Raw genomic sequence first — 20,695 nt, 5'->3', positions numbered from 1 at the left:
GAGGAAACGGCTTCCCAAAGCCAATGGGCGTCTTCGAAAAAGGCGCGATGACGGCGATGTGACCGGGCCATGCGCGCGGTGATGTCGTCAGGAGGAAAAGCTCATGCAAAAGCTGTTGTTGTCGACTTCGGTAGGGATCCTCGCGCTGTTCGGAGCCGGCGTGGCGTACGCCGCCGACGAGCTGCTCGAGCTCCAGAAGAACCCGAAGGATTGGGTCGCGCCGACGGGCGACTACGCCAATCTCCGCTATTCCAAGCTGAAGCAGATCACCACCGAGAACGTCGGCAAGCTCGCCCCGGTGTGGAGCTTCTCCACCGGCGTGCTGCGCGGCCACGAGGGCGCTCCGCTGGTGCTCGGCGACGTGATGTATCTGCATACGCCGTTCCCCAATATCGTCTATGCGCTCGATCTCAACAACGACGGCAAGATCATCTGGAAGTATGAGCCGAAGCAGGATCCGAGCGTCGTTCCGGTGATGTGCTGCGACACCGTGAACCGCGGCCTCGCCTATGGCGACGGCAAGATCTTCCTCGCTCAGGCCGACACCACGCTCGTCGCCCTCGACGCCAAGACCGGCAAGCTGGTCTGGTCGGTGAAGAACGGCGATCCCTCCAAGGGCGCCACCTCGACCGCCGCTCCGCATGTCTTCAAGGACAAGGTGTTCGTCGGCATCGCCGGCGGCGAGTTCGGCGTGCGCGGCAGCATCACCGCCTATAACATCAAGGACGGCTCGCTCGCTTGGCGCGGCTACTCCATGGGCCCGGACAGCGACACGCTGATCGACGGCGAGAAGACCACCCATCTCGGCAAGCCGGTCGGCAAGGACTCGGGGCTGAACACCTGGGAAGGCGACCAGTGGCAGATCGGCGGCGGCACCACCTGGGGCTGGTATTCCTATGACCCCGAGCTGAACCTCGTCTATTACGGCTCCGGCAACCCGTCGACCTGGAACCCGTCTCAGCGTCCGGGCGACAATCGCTGGTCCATGACCCTCTGGGCGCGCGATCTCGACAAGGGCACGGTGAAGTGGGTCTATCAGATGACCCCCCACGACGAGTGGGACTATGACGGCATCAACGAGACGATCCTCGCCGACCAGACCATCGGCGGCCAGGCTCGCAAGACGCTCGTCCACTTCGACCGCAACGGCTTCGGCTACACGCTCGATCGCGTGACCGGCGAGCTGCTCGTCGCCGAGAAGTATGATCCGGCCGTCAACTGGGCGACCAAGGTCGACATGGACAAGAGCTCGCCGACCTATGGCCGTCCGCAGGTGGTCGCGAAATATTCGACGCAGCAGAACGGCGAGGACGTCAACACCAAGGGCGTCTGCCCGGCGGCTCTCGGCTCCAAGGACATGCAGCCGGCGTCCTTCTCGCCGGACACGGGCCTGTTCTATGTGCCGACCAACCACGTCTGCATGGACTATGAGCCGTTCCGCGTCAGCTACACCGCGGGTCAGCCCTATGTCGGCGCGACGCTGGAGATGTTCCCGCCGGCCGGCGAGACCAACATGGGCAATTTCATCGCCTGGGACGCCCGCGTCGGCAAGATCGTCTGGTCGAACAAGGAGCAGTTCTCGGTGTGGTCCGGCGCGGTCACCACGGCCGGCGGCATCGCCTTCTACGGCACGCTCGAGGGCTATCTGAAGGCCGTCGACCTGAAGACCGGCAAGGAGCTGTATAAGTACAAGACTCCGTCGGGCATCATCGGCAATGTGATGACCTATCAGCACAAGGGCAAGCAGCATGTCGCGGTGCTGTCCGGCGTCGGCGGCTGGGCCGGCATCGGCCTCGCGGCGGGCCTGTCCAAGAGCAATGAAGGCTTGGGCGCGGTCGGCGGCTATAAGGCGCTGTCCGACTACACCGCCCTCGGCGGCGTGCTGACGGTCTTCGCTCTGCCCGACTCCGCTCTGCCGATCATCGCTCCGGCGAACTGAGGCGGCGGCAAAACGTTCTGGCGCTCGGCGAAACGCCTCTCGGCGCGTCGCCGGGCGCCCGTGTCTGTGTAGAAGAATCATCGGGAGGATGAGGTAATGAGACTGCCGCTCGTCGGGGCCCTCGCCCTGAGCGTCTGCATCAGCGTTGGAACTGCCGCGCGGGCCGAGCCGCCGGGAGACCCGACCGCGGTCAAGGAAGTGGACGGCAAATTTTTCGACAAGAACGGCGACCCGACCTACAAGGTCCAGGACGACGGCACGGTCGATTGGTACACCTTCTCCGGCTATCGCCGTTATCATGCCGAATGCCACGTCTGCCACGGCCCCAACGCCGAAGGCTCGACCTATGCGCCGGCGCTGAAGAATTCGGTCAAGAACTTCAATTACGCCGAGTTCTACGGCATCGTCGTCAGCGGCCGCGAGAACAAGGTGGCCGGCAATGACAGCGTGATGCCCGCCTTCGCCGACAACAAGAACGCCATGTGCTACATCGACGACCTCTATATCTATCTGCGCGCCCGCTCGACCGAGGCGGTCGGCCGTGGCCGTCCGGAGAAGAAAGCGGCCAAGCCCGCGACCTTCACCGAGGCCGAAGCGAAGTGCATGAGCGGCAATTGAGCCGAGGGCGGACGGCCGGCGGCGGCATGGGCCGGAGATTCGCTTATGACGATGCGTGAGATCGCTTTCTCCCTGGTCGCCGTCGCGGGCCTGCTCGCGACGGCGACCGCGAAGGCGCAGGCGCCCGAGCCGTTCGGGCGTCCCGGCGCGAGCGACGCGAAGGGCGCGATCGAGCTGATCGACCCCAAGGTGCTGCGCGTCTGCGCCGACCCCAATAATCTGCCCTTCTCCAATCGCGCCGGCGAAGGCTTCGAGAACAAATTGGCGCAATTCCTCGCCGGCAAGCTCGGCAAGGATCTCGCTTATGTCTATTATCCCGGCGCGACCGGCTTCATCCGCAACACGTTGAACGCGCATCTTTGCGACGTGGTGATGGGGATGCCGCAGGGCGACGATGTCGTCCAGCCCACCAATCCCTATTATCGGACCTCCTATGCGATCGTCACGCGCGCCGGCGCCGATCTCGACGGTCTGAAGACGCTGGCCGATCCCCGCCTCGCGCAGAAGGGCCGCCACATCGGCCTCGTCGCCAACACGCCGCCGGGCAATGTGCTGGCGCGCCTCGGCCTGCTCGCCGCGGTCAAGCCCTATCCGCTGGTGGTCGACACACGCGTCGACGCGCCCGGCGCCGATATGATCCACGATCTCGAGGCCGGCGCCATCGACGTCGCTATTCTCTGGGGGCCGATCGCGGGCTATCATGTCAAGCGATCCAATGGTCGGCTCGTCGAGACGCTGCTGACGCAGGAGCCGGGGGCGCGCATGAGCTTTCGCATCGGCATGGGCGTGCGTCATTCCGATCAGGAATGGAAGCGCGAGCTCAATCGGCTCATCGCGCAGAATCAGCGCGAGATCGACAGGATGCTCGCCGACTATGGCGTGCCGCTCATCGACGAGGCCGGCGCGCCGATCGCCGTCGAGCCATGAAGCTCGGGGCCGTCGCCGCCGCTCTCGTGCTCGTCTTCGCGGCGACCGCGGCCGCGCAGACGCCGGCCGAGCCGCCCGGCTATCGTCTCGACGATTATCGCGCTCCCGTTCCCGCGACGCTTCGAGGAGCGCGCGTGCTCTCCACCGACGAGGCGCTGGCGCTGTGGCGCGACAAGACCGCCGCCTTCGTCGATGTGCTGCCGCGCGCGCCGAGGCCCGCGGGGCTGCCGAAGGACGCGGTGTGGCGCGATAAGCCGCGCTTCGACATTCCGGGCAGCGTCTGGCTGCCGGACACCGGCTTCGGCGCCCTGTCCGATGCGACGTTGCGCTATTTTCTCGCCGGGCTCGCGCGTGTGACCGCTGGCGACAAGAGCCGGCTGATCGTCTTTTATTGCCTCGCCGATTGCTGGATGTCCTGGAACGCCGCCAAGCGCGCCCTCACGCTCGGCTACGCCAATGTCGGCTGGTATCCGGAGGGCGCGGACGGCTGGGAAAAGGCGGGACATCCGCTGGAGCCGCGCGCGCCCGAGTCGCGAGGGGATTGACGCCTTCGCCGATGCGATGCAGTCCAAATTGATTGGAGAGCGCGCCCGAAGGGTCGCTCTTCTGGACGGGTCCCTGGATGCATATTAAGGGGCCGCCTCGCCGCTCCGGCTTGCTTCGCTCGGCTCGATATTTTCTGACGGCCGCCGCCTTGCCGGCTTCGCTTTTGCGCGCCCGTATCAAAGGCTTGACCATGCGCGCTATTAGCATTACATACAGTTACATGAATATCCCGAGACGACGCCCCTATCGCCAGACGGCCCGCGCCGCCGCGTCGCAAGACATGGCGCAGGCGATCCTGCGCGCGTTTCGCAATTTGCTGCATGAGCGATGGTATGACGAGATCTCGCTCGACGATGTCGCCGCCAAGGCCAAGACCACGCGACAGACCGTCATCCGCCGTTTCGGCGGCAAGACCGGCCTCCTCTCCGCCTTCACCACCAGCATAAGCGGAGAGATCGAAGCCAAGCGCTCGATCGCGCCCACCGGCGATATCCGCGACGCCGTCGCCGTCCTCGTCGCCGATTATGAGCGCAATGGCGCGATGGTGCTCCGCTTTCTCGCGCTCGAGGGCCGGCTCGAGGAGGTCGAGCCGATGCTCGAGACCGGCCGCAGAGGTCATAGGCGCTGGGTCGAGAGCACCTTCGGCGCGCGCCTCGATGCGTTCGGAGAGGCGGAGCGCCGCGACCGGCTCGCGCAGCTGCTGATCGCCACCGACGTCTGGAGCTGGCTGCTGCTGCGCCGCACTCAAGGGCATGACGTCCCCGAGACCGAACGACTGCTCACCGCGATGATTTCGAAGCTTCTCGTTTGACAGGACTTCCCATGCGCAATGACGATTTCCCCAAGGCCCGCATTCTCGTGCTCGGATGGGAGGGAGGCGGCAATGTGCCGCCGATCCTCGCCGTCATTCGCGCGCTCGCCGCGCGTGGCCATGATCTGCGCTTCATCGGCGACGACTGCCTCTTGGCCGAGGCCCGCGGCGCCGGCGCGCGCGCCCAAGCCTGGCGGCGCGCGCCGAACCGGCCGGACCGCTCGGCCTCGAGCTGCTTCGTGCGCGAATGGGAGCAGCCTGACGCTCTGGCGGGCGTCCGCGCCTGGGCGCGGACGATCTTCCTCGGGCCGGCCGAGCTCTACGCCATGGATGTGGTCGACGCCGCGCGAGAGGAGCCGACGGACCTCGTCATCGGCGCCGATCTGCTGTTCGGCGGCATGATTGCGGCGGAGGCGCTCGGCCTGCCGCTGGCGCTGCTCTCGCCCAATGTCAGCATCGTCCCGCAGCCGGGACATCCGCCTTTCGGCCCCGGCTTCACGCCGGCGACCAATGAGGCGGAGCGCCAGCGCGACCGGGAAGCAGGCGCGATGGTCGAGCAGATGTTCGACGGCTTCCTGCCGCAGATCAATGCGGCGCGCGCCCGCTTCGGCCTTTCGCCGCTGCCGCGAACGCTCGACCAGTTCCGAGCCGACCGCCTGCTCCTCGCCACCTCGGGCGCCTTCGATTTTCCGGTCTCGCGCCTGCCGGATCATGTCCGCTATGTCGGGCCGATCCTCGAGCAGCCGAGCTGGGTTTCGCGCTCGACCCCGGTCGCGCCGGGCGACCGTCCGCTCGCGCTCGTCTCCTTCAGCACCACTTATCAAAAGCAGGAGGCGGCGCTCGAAGCGACGCTCGACGCGCTGGCGACTCTGTCCATGCGCGGGATCGTGACGCTCGGCAAGGCGCTAGCCGGTCACGAAATGACGGCGCCTCCCAATGTCGAGATTCGGGACGGCGCCTCGCATGACGACATACTTCCTCACGCGGCCTGCGTCGTCACCCATGGCGGGCATGGCACGACGCTGCGCGCGCTCGCCGCCGGCGTCCCGGTTCTCGTCCTGCCTATGGGCCGCGACCAGAACGACAACGCCGCGCGCGTCGACTATCACCGCCTGGGGCTGCGCCTGCCGCCGACCGCCTCCGCCGAGGAGATCGCGCGCGCGCTTCGACGGCTCGTCGAAGAACCGCATTTCGTCCGCAACGCGAAGAGGTTCGCACAGACGATCGCGGCGGAGGGCGGCGGCGCCGAGCGCTGCGCCGACGAGATCGAGGGGCTGATCCGCGCCCCCTTTCTTCGCCACGCCGTCGGCATGTAGAAGCCCACGCGGCAGTGGACTGGAACGATCGCTCACGCCCCGCGCGGCGGCGTGAGCGGCCGGCCCTCGACGTGTCGGGAGCGCAGCCGGAACGCCAGCATCAGCTCGACGATGCCGATCGCGATGGCGTAGGCGCCGATCCACCAGGCCAGCACCACCGCGCCGATCACCGGCGACAGCGCCACGAACAGGCCGAACACGATGGAGAGAATGCCGGTGAGCGCGAGCAGCCAGCGGCCGTGATCCTCTTTGAGGTCGAAGGCCGAGCCGAGGAACAAGCCGCCGGCGATGATCTCCTCCACGCCGAACAGCAGCACGAAGACGAAGGCCGTGATGCCGGGCCAGAAGGCCGCAAACAGGCCGGCGGCGATCTTCACGAGGCCGGCGAGGAAGATGAAGAGCCAGGCCTCGCCACGCCTCGCCGCGCGCGCCGCCGAGACGATGGTGGCGACGCCGTCGACGAAGGCGAAGGCCGCGAACACCAGCACCAGCGAGAGAATGGTGACGCCGGGCATGAAGAGAGCGATGAGGCCGAAGATGATCGCCGCCAGCCCGCGCAGGGCGACCGCCCACCAGTTGCGGGCGAGAGTGGCGTTCTTGGCGGTCAGCCGGTCCATGCCGAACGGTCCGCCGGGGAACGGCTGGTCGAAAGCGCTGCTCGTGCTCATGCGTCGTCTCCGCGGAAAAACTCGGGGAGGGTCGATGAAAAGCCGAGACGCCGGGACGCGCCATGACATCCGTCAGTTTTCAGTGGGCCGACGTGAAAAAACACGGTGTGCGGGCCGCCCTCGATGCGAAGGACGCGGTCTGCGTCACTGCGCCGCGCCGCCGGCCCGCGCCGGCCATTTTCGTCCGAATCGGAGGGCGAATGTCGGTGTTTTGTCGCAGCACATTGCAAAGGCCCAGTTTTCCCCGGCTGTTTGCCTCGAGACATTTTCGCAGCCCTGTTGCCGAAGTGACACAGCTGCAAAGAAAGAACAGTGAAAGGACGAGTTTTTGACCTAGATCAAATCTTCTTTCGTCGATTCGAGGCAATTTGACGTCCGACTCGGGCATACGGCATCCGACTCGGATCGCGACGCGTCGCATCCCAGAACAATCGACGGGGGACCCTGATGAGAGCACTGTTGCGCGGCGCGCTCGCCGCACTGATGTCGGGCGCCATGGGCGCGGCGGCCTACGCCGCCGATCTCGGGGCTCTCAAGGAGCCGCCGCCGCCGCCTCCGCCGGCCTTCGACACCTATCAGCCCTTCCAGATCCGCGTGCGCGCCTCGGCCATCGTGCCGGACAGCGGCGGCGCGACCGTTTATGACAGGCTGGGTCTCGTTCTGCCGTCGGTCGGCCTCAGCGCCGGGGCGGGCAGCGTCGTTCCGGGCGCCACGACCAGCATCTCCTGGTCGGTGGTCCCCGAGCTCGACGTCAGCTATTATCTCACCAAGAACATCGCCATCGAGGCGATCTGCTGCATCTCGCGCCAGCATGTCCAGGGCACGGGCACGCTGTACGGCGCGAGCTTGGCACGGACCTGGGTGTTCCCGCCGTCGCTGATCCTGCAGTATCACTTCACCAATTTCGGGGCCTTTCAGCCCTATGTCGGCGTCGGCGTGAACTACACCGCCTACTTCTCCGAAGCCGGCAATAATCTCTGGTGGCTGAACACGCCGAGCGCCGGCGTCCTCCCCGCCACCTTCACCTCGCTCAGCATTACTCCTTCCTGGGGCGTGGTCGGCCAGGTCGGCTTCGACTACATGTTCACGGAGAATTTCGGCTTCAACGTCGATCTCAAGCGCATTCTCATGGAGCCGAATGCGCATGGCGTGATCAATGTGCCGGGCACCGCCATCTATGTTCCGATCGACGCCAAGGTGAATATCGATCCCTGGATCGCCAGCGTCGGTCTGACCTTCCGCTTCGGGGCCGGCCTCGTGCCGCCGGTTCTCGCCAAATACTGAGGCGGGAAGACGAGCCGCTCGATTTCGAAAACCGGCCCTTCACGGCCGGTTTTCTTTTGGTTTCTTCCGCGAAGACATCGCGACTTGTTCCGCGCCGCAGGGCGGCGTTAATCTTTCGATAGTACGTGTTCGATTCGGTTCGTTCCCATCGTCGCGGGCGTGCGACCCTCGGACCTTCGAAGGATCAGAACATGGAACATTCGAGCGACGGCGCTTTCACGGTCGACGCCGCCGAGGAGCCGGTCCCCGTCGCGGACGAGGCGCCGAGCCCACGCGGCTTCGTCTCCGCCCCCGCCTTGCAGGTCACGCAGGGCAAGCGACGCTTCTATTCGCTCGTGCTGCCGAGCCGCGTGCTCGCCGCGACCTGCGCCGTCGAGGCGCGGCTCGAGAATCCTCTCGATGGCTTCCAGCGCCTTCTCGACAAGAAGCGGGCGCGCGAGATCGCCGATTATGTCGACAGCGGCTTCGGCAGCGTGCCGAGCGCGGTCATCCTCTCCGCCCAGCCGCGCGCCGAGCTGCGCTTCGACAAGCGCCAGGGCGAGCTGAGCTTCCGCAGGCACAAGCGCTCCTTCCTCATCATCGACGGACAGCATCGCGTCTTCGGCTTCAATCTGGCGCAAAAAAGCGTCGAGGTGCCGGTCGTCGTCTATAATCGGCTGACGCGCGCGCAGGAATGCCAGCTGTTCATGGACATCAACACCAAGCAGCGGCCGGTGCCGCCGGAGCTGCTGCTCGACATCCGCCGCCTCTCGGAGACCGAGTCCGAGTCCGAGGCGCTGCTGCACAATGTGTTCGATCGTTTCGCCAATGAGGCGGACAGCGTCCTCGCCGGCCTGCTGAGCCCGTCGGAGCGCCGCAAGGGCAAGATCTCGCGCGTGACCTTCAATTCTGCGCTGAAATCGATCGACGGAGCCTTTGTCGACGCCGACGCCGCCGACGTCTATCGCGTGCTCAACACCTATCTGCAGGCCTGCGTCAACGGGCTGGCGCTCCACGGCGTCGCCGACAATATCGTCAATCCGGCGCTGTTCAAGGCGCTGATCCTGCTGTTCGCCAATGTCGCCGAGCGCGTCGCCGACCGCCATGGCGGCAAATATACGCTGCAGAATTTCGAGGAAGTGCTGGGGCCGTTCTTCCGCCGGCTGAAGAAGAACGAGCTGCCGCGGCCCTCGACCGGACATCTCGCGCTCTATGAATCTTATCGCAAGACGTTGAGCTCGGGCTTCTCGCTCAAGCAATGGCTGTTCGCCTGAGCGGCTCGCGTCAGTCTCGCTCCTCCGGCGCCTCGCCACCACCGGCGAGACGATGCGCGTCGTGCCGCTTCTGCTCGAGCTCCGCAGTGGCGGCGGCGAGGTCGCGCTCGCTCTTGGCGCGGCCGAAGGCGAGCCGATTGGCGGACGCCTCGGCCTCGCGCAGCCGGCGCGCCTGGTCCTTGCGGGCGCGTCGTAGATTGACGATCTCGCCCATGCGCCCTCAAGTTTTCTTGCGGAAGGCGTCGATGGAGACGATCTTCGCCTCCTCCTCGCCCTCGGGCGCAGCGCGCTCGGCGGCCTTGGCCGGTTTGGGCGCCGACGGAACCGCCGCAACGCCGGGCGGGCGCGTCGGGAAGGGCGCGGGCGTCTCGTCGCGCGGGGCGGAGGAGGACGCTTCCTCGACCTCCCATTTCAACCCGAACTCCACCGACGGATCGGAGAAGACGGTCACCGCCTCGAAGGGGACATAGAGCTGCTCGGGAATGCTGCGGAAGGAGAGGCACACCGAGAAGCCACGCTCGTCGACGACGAGATTGGAATATTGGTGCTGCAGGATGATCGTCATCTCATGCGGCCATTGCTCGGCCAGACGGCTCGAGATTTTGACGCCCGGCGCCCGCGTGCGGAAGCTGATGGTGAAATGATGGTCGCCCGGCAGACGTCCGGCGAGAGCGGCGTCGGCCAGGACCTTGCGCATCACGCCGCGCAACGCATCCTGCAGGAGAAGATCATATCTTATGAGGTCGGTGGACATGTGGACCCGAGCCGAAATCCTCTATTGGGCGCAGCCCAGCCAGTGAGGAAGTGGAGGCTTCTGTTGCCAGGCGCCTCCGAGCCCCGCCTAGAGGTGCAACCCCCTAGGGCTTTGAACCCAGTACCTTCACCGCATTACGCGGCGACGGCCACCGGAGCATAGTTGTCGTTGGCAACTATAGGATTGACCCGATAACGGCGGTATCATGCCGAGCGAAAAAACACCCTTTACACCCTCGTCGATCCTATTTCGCCCCCGCCCCAGGCCGCATCGCGCACACTGCATTCTGCAGGTCACGGCCTCGGGTGGAGGCGCCGGGTACCGCCCCCGGGTCCGATAGGCTTATTCCGATGCTCGTTTATCGCCATAGCCGCCGCGAACGACGGCAATGGACAATATACGCATCCATGGGCCGCTCGGAAAGGGGCTGACGAACAAAGCCTTCCGGTCCTCCCCTATTTTCGTCGGCGACAGCGCGCGGCGAAGCGCCCGCCGAAGCCCGGCGGGCGCCCCCTTGTCCGGCCGAAGCCGAGCCGCCGTCAGTTCCGCTCGACGACGAGCGCGTCCTTCACCAGAGCGAATTGCGCGTCGGACAGGATCTTGTGCTTCACCAGCTCCGTCGGCGCCTTATAGGGGCGGCCTTTGACGATCGCCTCGGCGAGCTTGCGGTCCAGCCCGTGGGTCGCGGCGAGCTGCTCCACCGACGCCTTGTTGATGTCCAGCGTGACGGCCGCGTCATGCTTGGCCGGCGCCGGCGCGACCAGCGGATTGGCGCTCTTGGCTGCGGGCGGGGTCGCGGTCTCGGCCAGAGCCGGGGCGGCGGCGACGAACATGGCGATGGCGAGAATAGCGTTCGGCTTCATGATGACTTGGCTCCTCTGATCGGGACGATCTCCCGATCGACGAGACGCATCATGCTGCGCGCCGCTTGAACCGGCTTTGAATGCGACGTTCAGCCGCAATTCATCGGCGCGGGCCGCGCGTCATTTGGTCTGAAGGCAGGAGACTGCTGCGGGCAGACAGGCGGCGCCCACCATGGAGCAGGCGGCGGCGCCGTCGTCCTGCCGCGCGCAAACGAGGCAGCCGTCGGTCCATTCGAGGCAGGACGGGTGGTCTTCGCCATAGGCCTGCGTCGGCTTCTCTTGCACCGGCTGCTCTTGCGACGGCGCATCCTCGCCGCGCGCGGGCGCGATCAGCAGCGCCGAGATCAGCGCGAGAAGCGCCGCGGGCCTCATGCCTCGCCGACGCGCTTTTGCGCGCTGAAGCCGGCCGCGTCCATGGCGAGATGAATCTTGTTCTGCAGCCCGGCGTCGTCGCGCTTGGCGATCAGAGCCGCATTGTCCGCGAGCGCGTCGCAGAGCGCGCGGACCCAGGGCTCCTCGCTCTTGGCGAAATCATTGAGCACATAGGAATGGACGAGCGCCTTGTCGCCCGGATGGCCGATGCCGAGGCGCAGGCGCTTGAACTCGGCGCCGATATGGGCGCCGATCGAGCGTAGCCCATTGTGGCCGGCGGCGCCGCCGCCCGTCTTCACGCGGCATTTGGCCGGCGGCAGATCGAGCTCGTCATGGAGCACGACCACATCGCCTATCGTCATTTTGTGAAAGCGCAGCGCCTCGCCGACAGCGCGGCCCGACTCGTTCATATAGGTCTGCGGCAGCAGCGCCAGCACGCGTTCGCCGGCAATGGTCCCCTCGCGGACGAGGCCCTGGAAGCGCGTGCGCGGCGGCGAGAAGCCATGCGCGTCGGCGATGGCCTCGACGGCCATGAAGCCGATATTGTGCCGGTTCTTCGCATAGGCGCGGCCCGGATTGCCGAGGCCGACGAGCAGCAGCATGGCCTTGGGCTCCTCGTGGTCCGCTGCATCGAATTCGCTGGGTTCAGAGAGCGAGCCTGAAGGCTCGCGGTCCAGTGACCGCGCTTGGACCGCGAGCCTTCAGGCTCGCTCTTTTTGCCCCGTCGGCAGCGGCGATAGGCAGTCGGCGGCGGGTCGAGCCCGACTGCCCGATGCCGATCGCCGACTGCCGATTTCATTATTTCTTCTTCGGGGCCGGGGCCTTGGCGGCCGGAGCCGCCTTCGCAGCCGGAGCCGCCTTGCCGCCCTTGCCGCCCTTGCCGGCGGCGGGCGCCGCGGCGGCAGCCTCTTCCACGACCAGCGGCGGCGTGATCGAGACCACGGTGAAGTTCTTGTCCGGATTGGTCGGCTTGCAATTCGGCGGCAGGGTGAAGGCCGAGATATGCAGAGCGTCGTTGAACTCGAGCCCGGTCAGATCGCCGGTGATGCCGTCCGGAATATTATCCGCCGGCACCCACATCTCCACCGAATGATAGACGACGTTGAGCGAGCCGCCGCGCTTCAGGCCGGGCGACGCCTCGTGATTGATGAAATGCACCGGCACGTCGATGCGCAGGCGCGAGCCGGCGCGCAGGCGCAGGAAGTCGACATGCAGCGGCGTGTCCTTGACGACATCGAGCTGATAGTCGCGCGGAATGGCGCGCTCGGTCTTGCCGTCGATGTCGAGCTCGAAGATCGTCGTGAGGAAGTGACCGGCGTAGATGAGCTTGGTCAGCTCCTTCTGATCGAGCGACAGCGGCGTCGGCGCGTCGCCGCCGCCATAGATCACTCCTGGAATACGGCCCTCACGGCGAACGCTGCGGGCGGCCCCCTTGCCTGTCCCGCTGCGCACCGCGGCCGCGAGTTTCTTGACCTCGGCCATTTCGGTGTCCTTTCAAAGAAAAACGCGCCCATCGCCTCCAGGGGTGTCGGAAAGCAGGCGCGCGGCGCAGCTTATAGGCAAGGCGCGGGACGGTGGCAAGGCGGGGGAGTGGTCTCGCGACGCCTGGGCCGCCCTCATTGCGAGTGAAACGAAGCAATCGAGAGCCGTCGGGCGAGTCTTGGAAGGTTTTCGCCCCGCGGCTGCAGGATTGCTTCGCCTTCGGCTCGCAATGACGGGCGCCGCTGGTGGAACCAAAGCGGTTTCACACGAGCTCCGCCACCGCCCGCTCCGCCTCCTCGATCGCCGCCATCGTTCCGACATGCAGCCATCTGCCGTCGAGCGGCGCGCCATAGAGGCGGCCCTGTGCGGCGGCGCGGAAGAAAAACGGCGCGAGCGGAAACACCTCGTCCGACACATCGGCGAAGAGCTGCGGCTTCACGACGCCCACTCCCGCATAGACGTAATCGGCCGTCTCTCCGGCGCCGCGCTTCGTCAACCGCCCATCGGCGTCGCGATGAAAATCGCCGGCCCAGTCGACGCCGACGCTGCCCACGCGCGGCGCGAGCAGGAGCGCGACGTCCATTCTGTCGCCGTCCCAGAGCTCGGCGAGGCGAAGGAGATTATCGGCGCGCGCGCCGATCCAGAAGGCGTCTGTGTTGCAGATGAAGAAGGGCTTTTCTCCGATGAGGGGCAGGACCTTCTTGATCCCGCCGCCCTGATCGAGCAGCAGCTCGCGCTCGTTCGAGATCACGATGCGCGGCTCCGTTCGGCCCTGCAGACGATCCTCGATCTGGTCGGCGAGGTGATGCACATTGACGATCGCCGTGGCGACGCCGGCTGCGGCGAAAGCGTCGAGCGAACGATCGAGAAGGCTGCGGCCGGCGACCTCGACGAGCGGCTTGGGAACGCTGTCGGTCAGCGGCCGCATGCGCGTCCCGCGCCCGGCGGCGAACACCATCGCCGTATCAGGAACGAAACAGCGCGGGGAGATGAGCGACATACCAGGCCTCGAGATCGGCGAGCGCGGGATGGCGCAGGCCCTTGCGCAGATAGGTTTCGACGCGGGGAAGATGGGCGAGATATTGCGGCTTGTGGTCGCGCTGGTCGAGCCGCGCGAAAATGCCCAGAATCTTCGTCGCCCGCTGCGCGCCGAGAATGGCGTAGGCGCGCGCGAAAGCCGCCATGTCGAAGCCGGGATCGGCCTCGCGCCGCAGCCGCGCATAATGGCCGAGCAGCCGCATCTCCAGCTCCTCGGGAACGTCGACGCGCGCGTCCTGCGCCAGCGAGGCGACGTCATAGGCCGGATGGCCCAGCACCGCATCCTGAAAGTCGATGACGCCGACGCGCGCCAGCCCCGCGCGATCCGCGAGCCAGATGAGATTGGGCGAGTGATAGTCGCGCAAGGTCCAGGTCGGCGCCGCCATCACGATCTCGATCAGCGACTGCCGCCAGAGATTGACGAAGGTCGCCTTGGAGCCGGAGGAGAGGGTCGGCCCGCCGAGGCGGCTCGCATACCATTCGACCAGCAGCTCGATCTCGATCAGCAGCGCGTCGAGATCGTAGGAGGGCAGGCGATAGGAGCCGCCGCCGGGAAGCGGCAGCACGTCGGGAAGATCGCGCGAATGCAGCGCGGCGAGCACGGCGACGGCCTCGACATAGCGCTCGCCGATGGGCGCGCCGGCGGCGAGGACGCCGTCTCTTCCGAGATCCTCGAGCAGAACGAATCCGGCCTTCAGATCGAAAGCATAGATCTCCGGCGCGGAGATTTTTTGCGCGCGCAAGGCCTCGGCCATGGCGACGAAGGGCTTCACCGTCTCGGCGAGCTTGGCGATCGCGCTATAGGATTTGCCATAGCGGATCGGCGGCCCGTCGGGCTTGGCCGGCGAGATCATCAAGATGGCGCGCTCGCCGCCGGGCCTGCGCAAGGTCTCATAGACGCGCGAGGAGGCGTCGCCCTGCAGAAAGGCGCGTTCGGCGTCGCTCCAGCCGGCGCCGGCGAGAAAGGTCTCCAGCGATTTGAACGCGGCGAAGCGGCCGGCGAAAGCGCCATGCGCGACGATGGCGATGCGGCGCGCGTCGGGCGCGTCCGGCGAGACGAAAGACAGATCGACGGCGAGCCGGTCTCCCGAGAAGAATGTGGGCGCGCGCTCGGGCCATTCGACGAGCACGATGGCGTCCTCGCTCGCCTCCTCGAAGCCGAGCGCCTCGAGCTCCGCCTCGCCGGAAATGCGATAGAGGTCGGCATGCAGCAGCCGATAGTCCTCGCCTTCATAGGTCTGCATCAAGGTGAAGGTCGGGCTCGGCGTCTCCAGCGTCGGATCATCGGCGAGAATGCGGATGAGCGCGCGGGCGAAGCTCGTCTTGCCGGCGCCGAGATCGCCCGAGAGCGTCACGAGGCGCACGCCGTCGCGAATGATCGGCGCGAGACGACGCGCCAGAGCCGCCGTCTGCGCCTCGTCGGCGACGTCGATGATCCATTCGGCGGCGTCGCTCATGAGGCGCGTCCTCGCTCGCGCGTCTCGTCCGGCGTCGCGGCGCTCTGGTCGGAGCCCTCGTCGGTCGGAAAGATGCAGGTGACCGTGGTTCCCTCGCCGAGAGCCGAATCGATCAGCACGCGGCCGCCGTGCAGCTCGGTGAAGGCGCGCACGATCGAGAGGCCGAGGCCGACCCCGCGATGGCGCGAGCCCGCCGTATGGGACTCAAATCGATCGAACACTTTTTCCAGAGCCTCCGGCGCGATGCCGCGCCCGCGATCGGCGACCTTGAGCACGATCTCGCCCTCGCGGCGCAGCGCGGCGAGGGTAATGGTTTGTCCCGGCCGTGAAAAGCCGATGGCGTTGGAGAGCAGATTGAAGAGAATCTGCCTGATGCGCTTGGCGTCGCCGCGGAAGCAGCCGACGTCGCCGGTGGCGACGATCTTGAGCTCGATCGTATTCTCGGCGAGCCGGTCCTGCACGCCCTCGGCCGCCGCGCGCATCGCATCCTCGACATCGACGTCGCCGAGCTCGAGCGCCATGGCGTCGCTGTCGATCGTCGCGAGATCGAGAATGTCGTTGATGATGGCGAGCAGCGCCGCCGATGATTTGCCGACATAGCTCAGATATTCGAGCTGCTTGGCGTTGAGCTCGCCGGTCGATTTCTCGCCGAGCAGATGGCTGAAGCCGATGATGTTGTTGAGCGGCGAGCGCAGCTCATAGGAGACGTGATGGACGAAGTCGTTGCGGATCTTCTCCGCCGCAATCAAGGCCTCGTTGCGCTCGGTGAGCGCGCGCTCGACATTCACGCCCGCCGTCACATCGACGAAAGTGAGCAGCGCCGCGCCCTCGGGAAGCGTCTGCGCCGTGCAGTCGAGCACGCTGCCGTCCGAGCGCGCGATGCGGCGGGTGAAGCCCTTGCGCATTTCCTGCAGGCCGGTGACGAAGCCGCGCAATTCGCTCCAGGTGTCCTCATTCGCATGCAGCTTGGCGCAGAGGCCGGCGACGGCGTCGAAGCGCGGCTTCTCGTCGAGCGCGTGCTTGTCGAGCCGCCACAGAGCGACGAAGGCGGGATTGCAGAAACGCAGGCGCCCGTCGGCGCCGAACACGGCGACGCCCTCGCGCAGATTCTCCAGCGTCTCGTTCTGCATGCGGTCGAGCGCATGGAAACGCGTCTCGAGGAAATAGCGCTCGCTCACATCGTCATAGAGATAAGTGACGCCGCCCTGCGGATTGACATTGACGACGACGCGCAGCGTGCGCCCGTCGGGCATGTGCCAAATGTGCTCGTGATGCTCCTCGGAGGAGCGATAGGCTTCGAGCAGGCGCGATTTCCAGGCCTTGTAGTCGGTCTCCACCGGCAGCCGCTGCTCGGCGCGCAGACGGTCGAGAATCTGGCTGTCGCTCGGGCCCTGATCGAGAAAGGCGCGGTCGAGCGGCGGCCACAGCCGCTCATAGGCGGCGTTGCGATAGACGAGCCGCTTGCGCCGGTCGAAAATGGCCACGGCGATCGGCAGCTGATCCATCGTGCGCGCATGCGCCTGCATCTGCTGCTCGAGATCGGAGCGCATGGCGTCGATCTCGTGGCGGTCGAGCGCGAGCGCGGCGGAGGCGCCGTGAAAAGGCGCCTCGACGACATCGAGCCCGTGCCGCTCGCCCGCGACGACAGCGGTGACGCGCGCGCGAAACACCTCGTCGCGCGTGCGCGCGACCGTGGCCTCGGCCCGCGCCTGATGGTCGATGAGCTCGATCTGACGGCGCAGCGCGTCGGCCGGGCTCTCCGCCTCCACGGCGGCGGCGTAAGCGGCGTTGACGAAGGAGAGGCGACCGTCGGCGGAGCGCATCCACACCGGCGTCGGCAGCGCCTCCAGCATGGCGTGCAGCCCTTCCGCCTCGGCGACGCAGCGCGCATGGCGCTCGCGCAGCGACAGCAGCTCCAGCCGATCGCCCGAGACCTCGCGAATGCGCAGCACGGCGCGGCCGGCGACGGCGCGGCCTTCGGCCTCGAAGCGCCTCCCTTGCGGACTGGCGACGGCGAGGCGGAAGCCTTCGCCGCTCTGGCGCAGCCAGCCGATCCTCTCCTCGAGCTCGCGCGCGTCCTTCATCGTCAGCCAGGTGCCGAAGGCGAGCGGGCGGCGCGCGAAGGCGGCGTCGCCGAGGCTGTTCTCCACATCCGGCTCGCTGGCGGCGCCGTCCCAGGAGACGAGCAGCTGCGGCTCGCTCGCCAAGAAGGTCTCGGCGCGGTCGAGCTTGCTGCGCGCGGCCTCCAGCTCCGCGGCCAGCCGCGCCTGCCCGCGGCTCCATCGCTTTCGCTCCGTCAGATGCGCGAGGGCGACGACGCTAGAGAACAAAACAAGTCCGAGGCTGAGCGCGAGATTGGCGAACTCGCCGCTGTCGCCGGCCGCCAGCAATCCCGCCAGCGCCTGCGCGCGCGCGGGGCGCGCCAGCAGCATTCCGCCGGCCAGCGCCAAGGCCGCCGATCGCCGAAGCGCGCCCGCTCGGCGGCTCCGCCGGCGCTCGGCGGGCGGCTGCGCTTTCGGCCCGAAGGCCGTCCTGTCGTGCATGCGAACCGGTCTCCACGTTCGATTGCAAAGGCTCATCGCAAACAAACGCCGCAAGCCGTTCGCGCGCCCGAGCGACGCGCCCTCCCGAATCGTCACCAATCTATGACGCGTTGATGGAAAGGGAAACGCGCGACGCGACCGGGAGCATTCTCACGTAAGGGTTTCGCCGAACTGGCGTCGGCGTCGCCAGGCGAAAAAATTTCGCCGCGGCGCAAGGGCCGCGCCCGCTTCATATACCGGTCTCGCCGATCATGGTATCCCTCTGGCATGAGCACGAAGATCGAACAGACGCGCGAGCGTCGCCTCGAGATGCTGCATATGCAGGTGATCGAGGGCAATCCTCTGACGCACGAGGAAATCGTCGGCCTCTCCCATCTTCGCGCGATCGCCGTCTGTTTCGAGATGTCTACTGCTGGGCCGGCTAGACGGCACGGACCGCGAGCCTCCAGGCTCGCAAAGATCTCGAACAAATCAGCCTGATTGCGGATAAAGGCTCATATTCCCGGTTCATCGGAGCGCGCGGCCATGACGACGCGGAGATCGCCGAGGGGATGGCATTGTCGCGGCTATCTTCCCCATTTCGAGACGCCGGAGCGCGCGCAGCATGTTGTTTTTCGGGTGGCTGGCCCTCTGCCCAAATTCGTCTCGACTTGCTCGAACGATGCGGAACGGATGCGCCGATTCGAAGAGTGGCTCGACAGCAGCGCTGACGATGGCGCGCCTCTTCTGCAGCCCGACAATGCGCATCTCGTGTCGGCGTCGCTACGCGCCTTCGACGGCGAGCGGTATGACCTGCACGCGTGGTGTGTCATGCCCAACCACGTGCATGCGCTGGCGACGTTTCGAGAGGGCACGCGTCTCGGCGACGTCGTCAAAAGCTGGAAGATCTTCACCGCGCGCCGCATCGTTCGGGCCGATGGCGATGCGGGAGCTTTCTGGGCGCGAGATTATTTCGACCGCTATATGCGCAGCGCGCGCGATTTCGAAAGCACGGTCGGCTATATCGAGAACAATCCGGTCGTCGCCGGACTCGTGTCGCGGCCGGAAGACTGGCCGTGGTCCTCCGCCGCGCAGAGTCGAGGATAGGGCGGCGCGAGCGTGAACGAGTTGCGCGGCGATGCGAGCCTGGAGGCTCGCGGTCCACTTGCCTGCGAAAAGCCCCGCTTCCGAAAGAAGCGGGGCCGCATCGTCAATACCGATAATGCTCCGGCTTGAACGGGCCGTTCTGCGGCACGTTGAGATAGGCGGACTGCTGCTCCGTCATCTTGGTCAGCTTCACGCCGATCTTGGCGAGATGCAGCGAGGCGACCTTCTCGTCGAGATGCTTGGGCAGCGTGTAGACGCCCACCGGATATTCGCCCTGCTTGGTCCACAGCTCGATCTGCGCCAGCGTCTGATTGGTGAAGGACGCGGACATCACGAAGGACGGATGGCCGGTTGCGCAGCCGAGATTCACGAGGCGGCCTTCGGCGAGCAGGATGATGCGCTTGCCGTCGGCGAACTCGACCTCGTCGACCTGCGGCTTCACATTGTGCCATTTGAGATTGCGCAGGCCGGCGACCTGAATCTCGCTGTCGAAATGGCCGATGTTGCAGACGATGGCGCGGTCCTTCATGGCGCGCATGTGCTCGGTGGTGATGACGTCGACATTGCCGGTCGCGGTGCAGAAGATGTCCGCGCGCGTCGCGGCGTCTTCCATCGTCGTGACCTCATAGCCTTCCATCGCCGCCTGCAGCGCGCAGATCGGATCGATCTCGGTGACGAGCACGCGGCAGCCGGCGTTGCGCAGCGAGGCGGCGGAGCCCTTGCCCACATCGCCATAGCCGGCGATGCAGGCGACCTTGCCGGCCATCATCACATCGGTGGCGCGGCGGATGCCGTCGACCAGCGATTCGCGGCAGCCGTAGAGATTGTCGAACTTCGACTTGGTGACCGAATCATTGACGTTGATCGCCGGCCACAGCAGCTTGCCTTCCTTGTGCATCACATAGAGACGATGCACGCCGGTTGTGGTCTCCTCGGTCACGCCCTTGATGGCCTCGGCGTTGCGCTTGTAGAAGCCCGGATTGGCCTTCAGGCGCTTCTTGATCGCGGCGAAGAGGACTTCCTCCTCCTCATTGGTCGCCTTGTCGAGGAAGGCGGTGTCGCCATTCTCGGCGCGCAGGCCGAGGTGGATGAGGAGGGTCGCGTCGCCGCCGTCGTCGAGAATCATGTTGGGCGTGCCGCCGTCGCCCCATTCGAAGATGCGATGGGTGTAGTCCCAATAATCCTCGAGGCTCTCGCCCTTGATGGCGAAGACCGGCGTGCCGGCGGCAGCGATGGCGGCGGCGGCGTGATCCTGCGTCGAATAAATATTGCAGGACGCCCAGCGCACATCCGCGCCGAGCGCCTTCAGCGTCTCGATCAGCACGGCGGTCTGGATGGTCATATGCAGAGAGCCGGCGACGCGCGCGCCCTTCAGCGGCTGCGACGGGCCATATTCGGCGCGCGTCGCCATCAGGCCGGGCATCTCGGTCTCGGCGATATCGAGCTCCTTGCGGCCCCATGCGGCGAGGCCGATGTCGGCGACGACATAATCGTTGAAATGCGTGGTCATGACGCTCCCTTCTGGCGTTGCCTCGCGCGGGCGGCGAGCGCTGGTGCTGCCGCCGCCTATAGCAAGACGGGCGAAGGGATGCAATAAAGATATAAACAAGTCTTTATGTGGGCGGATGAGGAGGGGCGGGTGGCCCCGCCGCGGCTTCACGACCGGCGTCGTCCTCCGCTATCCGTTATTGTGGTCGCACGAGGCCGACTCGGTCTGGAAAACCAGCAAAAGCTTTAC

Annotated in this window: 20 protein-coding genes and 1 other RNA gene; 9 read left to right on the top strand and 12 right to left on the bottom strand. The window is 66.4% G+C overall.

Annotated features, from left to right (window positions below; genetic code table 11):
• Positions 1-103 precede the first annotated feature (103 nt).
• The 6 genes from xoxF5 (at position 104) to CQW49_RS14405 (ending at position 6,157) form a co-directional block, all read left to right on the top strand.
• Positions 104-1,939, top strand: coding sequence for a lanthanide-dependent methanol dehydrogenase XoxF5 (gene xoxF5 / locus CQW49_RS14430; protein WP_003611878.1), 1,836 nt, complete (start codon positions 104-106; stop codon positions 1,937-1,939).
• Positions 1,940-2,035: 96 nt separating this feature from the next.
• Positions 2,036-2,557: a c-type cytochrome, methanol metabolism-related gene (locus tag CQW49_RS14425; protein ID WP_003611879.1), complete on the top strand. Its 522-nt coding sequence runs from the start codon at positions 2,036-2,038 to the stop codon at positions 2,555-2,557.
• 45 nt (positions 2,558-2,602) lie between these two features.
• A complete protein-coding gene (locus tag CQW49_RS14420; RefSeq protein WP_003611880.1) occupies positions 2,603-3,484 on the top strand; it encodes a substrate-binding domain-containing protein in 882 nt (293 codons plus the stop codon).
• Positions 3,481-4,029: a PQQ-dependent catabolism-associated CXXCW motif protein gene (locus CQW49_RS14415; RefSeq protein WP_003611881.1), complete on the top strand. Its 549-nt coding sequence runs from the start codon at positions 3,481-3,483 to the stop codon at positions 4,027-4,029. The genes CQW49_RS14420 and CQW49_RS14415 overlap by 4 nt, the downstream gene beginning before the upstream one ends.
• Before the next feature lie 221 nt (positions 4,030-4,250).
• Positions 4,251-4,841, top strand: coding sequence for a TetR/AcrR family transcriptional regulator (locus CQW49_RS14410; RefSeq protein ID WP_040566432.1), 591 nt, complete (start codon positions 4,251-4,253; stop codon positions 4,839-4,841).
• Between the two features lie 11 nt (positions 4,842-4,852).
• Positions 4,853-6,157 (top strand): glycosyltransferase, encoded by a 1,305-nt coding sequence (locus CQW49_RS14405; protein ID WP_003611884.1) that lies wholly within the window; start codon positions 4,853-4,855, stop codon positions 6,155-6,157.
• Between the two features lie 32 nt (positions 6,158-6,189).
• Here CQW49_RS14405 and CQW49_RS14400 read toward each other — a convergent pair whose 3' ends face one another.
• Positions 6,190-6,825 (bottom strand): HdeD family acid-resistance protein, encoded by a 636-nt coding sequence (locus CQW49_RS14400; protein WP_003611885.1) that lies wholly within the window; start codon positions 6,823-6,825, stop codon positions 6,190-6,192.
• 447 nt (positions 6,826-7,272) lie between these two features.
• Between CQW49_RS14400 and CQW49_RS14395 the strand changes: the two genes are divergently transcribed.
• Positions 7,273-8,109: an OmpW/AlkL family protein gene (locus CQW49_RS14395; protein WP_003611886.1), complete on the top strand. Its 837-nt coding sequence runs from the start codon at positions 7,273-7,275 to the stop codon at positions 8,107-8,109.
• Between the two features lie 191 nt (positions 8,110-8,300).
• Positions 8,301-9,362 carry a DGQHR domain-containing protein gene (locus CQW49_RS14390; protein WP_003611888.1) on the top strand — a complete coding sequence of 354 codons (1,062 nt, stop codon included), beginning with the start codon at positions 8,301-8,303 and terminating at the stop codon, positions 9,360-9,362.
• Positions 9,363-9,372: 10 nt separating this feature from the next.
• Here CQW49_RS14390 and CQW49_RS14385 read toward each other — a convergent pair whose 3' ends face one another.
• From CQW49_RS14385 to CQW49_RS14340, 10 genes are all read right to left on the bottom strand, one after another.
• Positions 9,373-9,576: a DUF4169 family protein gene (locus tag CQW49_RS14385; RefSeq protein ID WP_003611889.1), complete on the bottom strand. Its 204-nt coding sequence runs from the start codon at positions 9,574-9,576 to the stop codon at positions 9,373-9,375.
• 6 nt (positions 9,577-9,582) lie between these two features.
• Entirely contained in the window at positions 9,583-10,116 is a 534-nt protein-coding gene (locus tag CQW49_RS14380) for an SspB family protein (protein WP_003611891.1), read from the bottom strand.
• Between the two features lie 49 nt (positions 10,117-10,165).
• Positions 10,166-10,543, bottom strand: a transfer-messenger RNA (tmRNA) gene (gene ssrA, locus CQW49_RS14375).
• 112 nt (positions 10,544-10,655) lie between these two features.
• Entirely contained in the window at positions 10,656-10,979 is a 324-nt protein-coding gene (locus tag CQW49_RS14370; protein WP_003611892.1) for a ComEA family DNA-binding protein, read from the bottom strand.
• Positions 10,980-11,099: 120 nt separating this feature from the next.
• Positions 11,100-11,351 carry a hypothetical protein gene (locus CQW49_RS14365; RefSeq protein WP_003611894.1) on the bottom strand — a complete coding sequence of 84 codons (252 nt, stop codon included), beginning with the start codon at positions 11,349-11,351 and terminating at the stop codon, positions 11,100-11,102.
• Positions 11,348-11,953, bottom strand: a complete 606-nt coding sequence (pth, locus tag CQW49_RS14360) for an aminoacyl-tRNA hydrolase (protein ID WP_003611895.1) — start codon at positions 11,951-11,953, stop codon at positions 11,348-11,350. The genes CQW49_RS14365 and pth overlap by 4 nt, the downstream gene beginning before the upstream one ends.
• Before the next feature lie 196 nt (positions 11,954-12,149).
• Positions 12,150-12,833 carry a 50S ribosomal protein L25/general stress protein Ctc gene (locus CQW49_RS14355; protein WP_003611896.1) on the bottom strand — a complete coding sequence of 228 codons (684 nt, stop codon included), beginning with the start codon at positions 12,831-12,833 and terminating at the stop codon, positions 12,150-12,152.
• Between the two features lie 262 nt (positions 12,834-13,095).
• A complete protein-coding gene (locus tag CQW49_RS14350) occupies positions 13,096-13,833 on the bottom strand; it encodes a nucleotidyltransferase family protein (protein ID WP_003611898.1) in 738 nt (245 codons plus the stop codon).
• Positions 13,799-15,328, bottom strand: a complete 1,530-nt coding sequence (locus tag CQW49_RS14345) for a bifunctional tRNA (adenosine(37)-N6)-threonylcarbamoyltransferase complex ATPase subunit type 1 TsaE/phosphotransferase (RefSeq protein ID WP_003611900.1) — start codon at positions 15,326-15,328, stop codon at positions 13,799-13,801. The genes CQW49_RS14350 and CQW49_RS14345 overlap by 35 nt, the downstream gene beginning before the upstream one ends.
• Positions 15,325-17,871, bottom strand: coding sequence for a sensor histidine kinase (locus CQW49_RS14340; RefSeq protein WP_003611902.1), 2,547 nt, complete (start codon positions 17,869-17,871; stop codon positions 15,325-15,327). Before CQW49_RS14340 ends, CQW49_RS14345 begins: the two co-directional genes overlap by 4 nt.
• 672 nt (positions 17,872-18,543) lie before the next feature.
• Here CQW49_RS14340 and CQW49_RS14330 point away from each other — a divergent pair.
• Positions 18,544-18,957 (top strand): REP-associated tyrosine transposase, encoded by a 414-nt coding sequence (locus CQW49_RS14330; protein WP_157926085.1) that lies wholly within the window; start codon positions 18,544-18,546, stop codon positions 18,955-18,957.
• A gap of 103 nt (positions 18,958-19,060) precedes the next feature.
• Here CQW49_RS14330 and ahcY read toward each other — a convergent pair whose 3' ends face one another.
• Entirely contained in the window at positions 19,061-20,467 is a 1,407-nt protein-coding gene (ahcY, locus tag CQW49_RS14325) for an adenosylhomocysteinase (RefSeq protein ID WP_003611907.1), read from the bottom strand.
• Positions 20,468-20,695 lie beyond the last annotated feature (228 nt).

Origin of the sequence: Methylosinus trichosporium OB3b, from assembly GCF_002752655.1 — a bacterium.
GTDB lineage: Bacteria > Pseudomonadota > Alphaproteobacteria > Rhizobiales > Beijerinckiaceae > Methylosinus > Methylosinus trichosporium.
This window is presented reverse-complemented; position numbering and strand designations above follow the sequence as displayed.

Bases quoted from the DNA above. Each gene is read 5' to 3' on its own strand.
- xoxF5 (WP_003611878.1), top strand. From the start codon at position 104: ATGCAAAAGCTGTTGTTGTCGACTTCGGTAGGGATCCTCGCGCTGTTC.
- CQW49_RS14425 (WP_003611879.1), top strand. From the start codon at position 2,036: ATGAGACTGCCGCTCGTCGGGGCCCTCGCCCTGAGCGTCTGCATCAGC.
- CQW49_RS14420 (WP_003611880.1), top strand. From the start codon at position 2,603: ATGACGATGCGTGAGATCGCTTTCTCCCTGGTCGCCGTCGCGGGCCTG.
- CQW49_RS14415 (WP_003611881.1), top strand. From the start codon at position 3,481: ATGAAGCTCGGGGCCGTCGCCGCCGCTCTCGTGCTCGTCTTCGCGGCG.
- CQW49_RS14410 (WP_040566432.1), top strand. From the start codon at position 4,251: ATGAATATCCCGAGACGACGCCCCTATCGCCAGACGGCCCGCGCCGCC.
- CQW49_RS14405 (WP_003611884.1), top strand. From the start codon at position 4,853: ATGCGCAATGACGATTTCCCCAAGGCCCGCATTCTCGTGCTCGGATGG.
- CQW49_RS14400 (WP_003611885.1), bottom strand. From the start codon at position 6,825: ATGAGCACGAGCAGCGCTTTCGACCAGCCGTTCCCCGGCGGACCGTTC.
- CQW49_RS14395 (WP_003611886.1), top strand. From the start codon at position 7,273: ATGAGAGCACTGTTGCGCGGCGCGCTCGCCGCACTGATGTCGGGCGCC.
- CQW49_RS14390 (WP_003611888.1), top strand. From the start codon at position 8,301: ATGGAACATTCGAGCGACGGCGCTTTCACGGTCGACGCCGCCGAGGAG.
- CQW49_RS14385 (WP_003611889.1), bottom strand. From the start codon at position 9,576: ATGGGCGAGATCGTCAATCTACGACGCGCCCGCAAGGACCAGGCGCGC.
- CQW49_RS14380 (WP_003611891.1), bottom strand. From the start codon at position 10,116: ATGTCCACCGACCTCATAAGATATGATCTTCTCCTGCAGGATGCGTTG.
- CQW49_RS14370 (WP_003611892.1), bottom strand. From the start codon at position 10,979: ATGAAGCCGAACGCTATTCTCGCCATCGCCATGTTCGTCGCCGCCGCC.
- CQW49_RS14365 (WP_003611894.1), bottom strand. From the start codon at position 11,351: ATGAGGCCCGCGGCGCTTCTCGCGCTGATCTCGGCGCTGCTGATCGCG.
- pth (WP_003611895.1), bottom strand. From the start codon at position 11,953: ATGCTGCTGCTCGTCGGCCTCGGCAATCCGGGCCGCGCCTATGCGAAG.
- CQW49_RS14355 (WP_003611896.1), bottom strand. From the start codon at position 12,833: ATGGCCGAGGTCAAGAAACTCGCGGCCGCGGTGCGCAGCGGGACAGGC.
- CQW49_RS14350 (WP_003611898.1), bottom strand. From the start codon at position 13,833: ATGTCGCTCATCTCCCCGCGCTGTTTCGTTCCTGATACGGCGATGGTG.
- CQW49_RS14345 (WP_003611900.1), bottom strand. From the start codon at position 15,328: ATGAGCGACGCCGCCGAATGGATCATCGACGTCGCCGACGAGGCGCAG.
- CQW49_RS14340 (WP_003611902.1), bottom strand. From the start codon at position 17,871: ATGCACGACAGGACGGCCTTCGGGCCGAAAGCGCAGCCGCCCGCCGAG.
- CQW49_RS14330 (WP_157926085.1), top strand. From the start codon at position 18,544: ATGCGCCGATTCGAAGAGTGGCTCGACAGCAGCGCTGACGATGGCGCG.
- ahcY (WP_003611907.1), bottom strand. From the start codon at position 20,467: ATGACCACGCATTTCAACGATTATGTCGTCGCCGACATCGGCCTCGCC.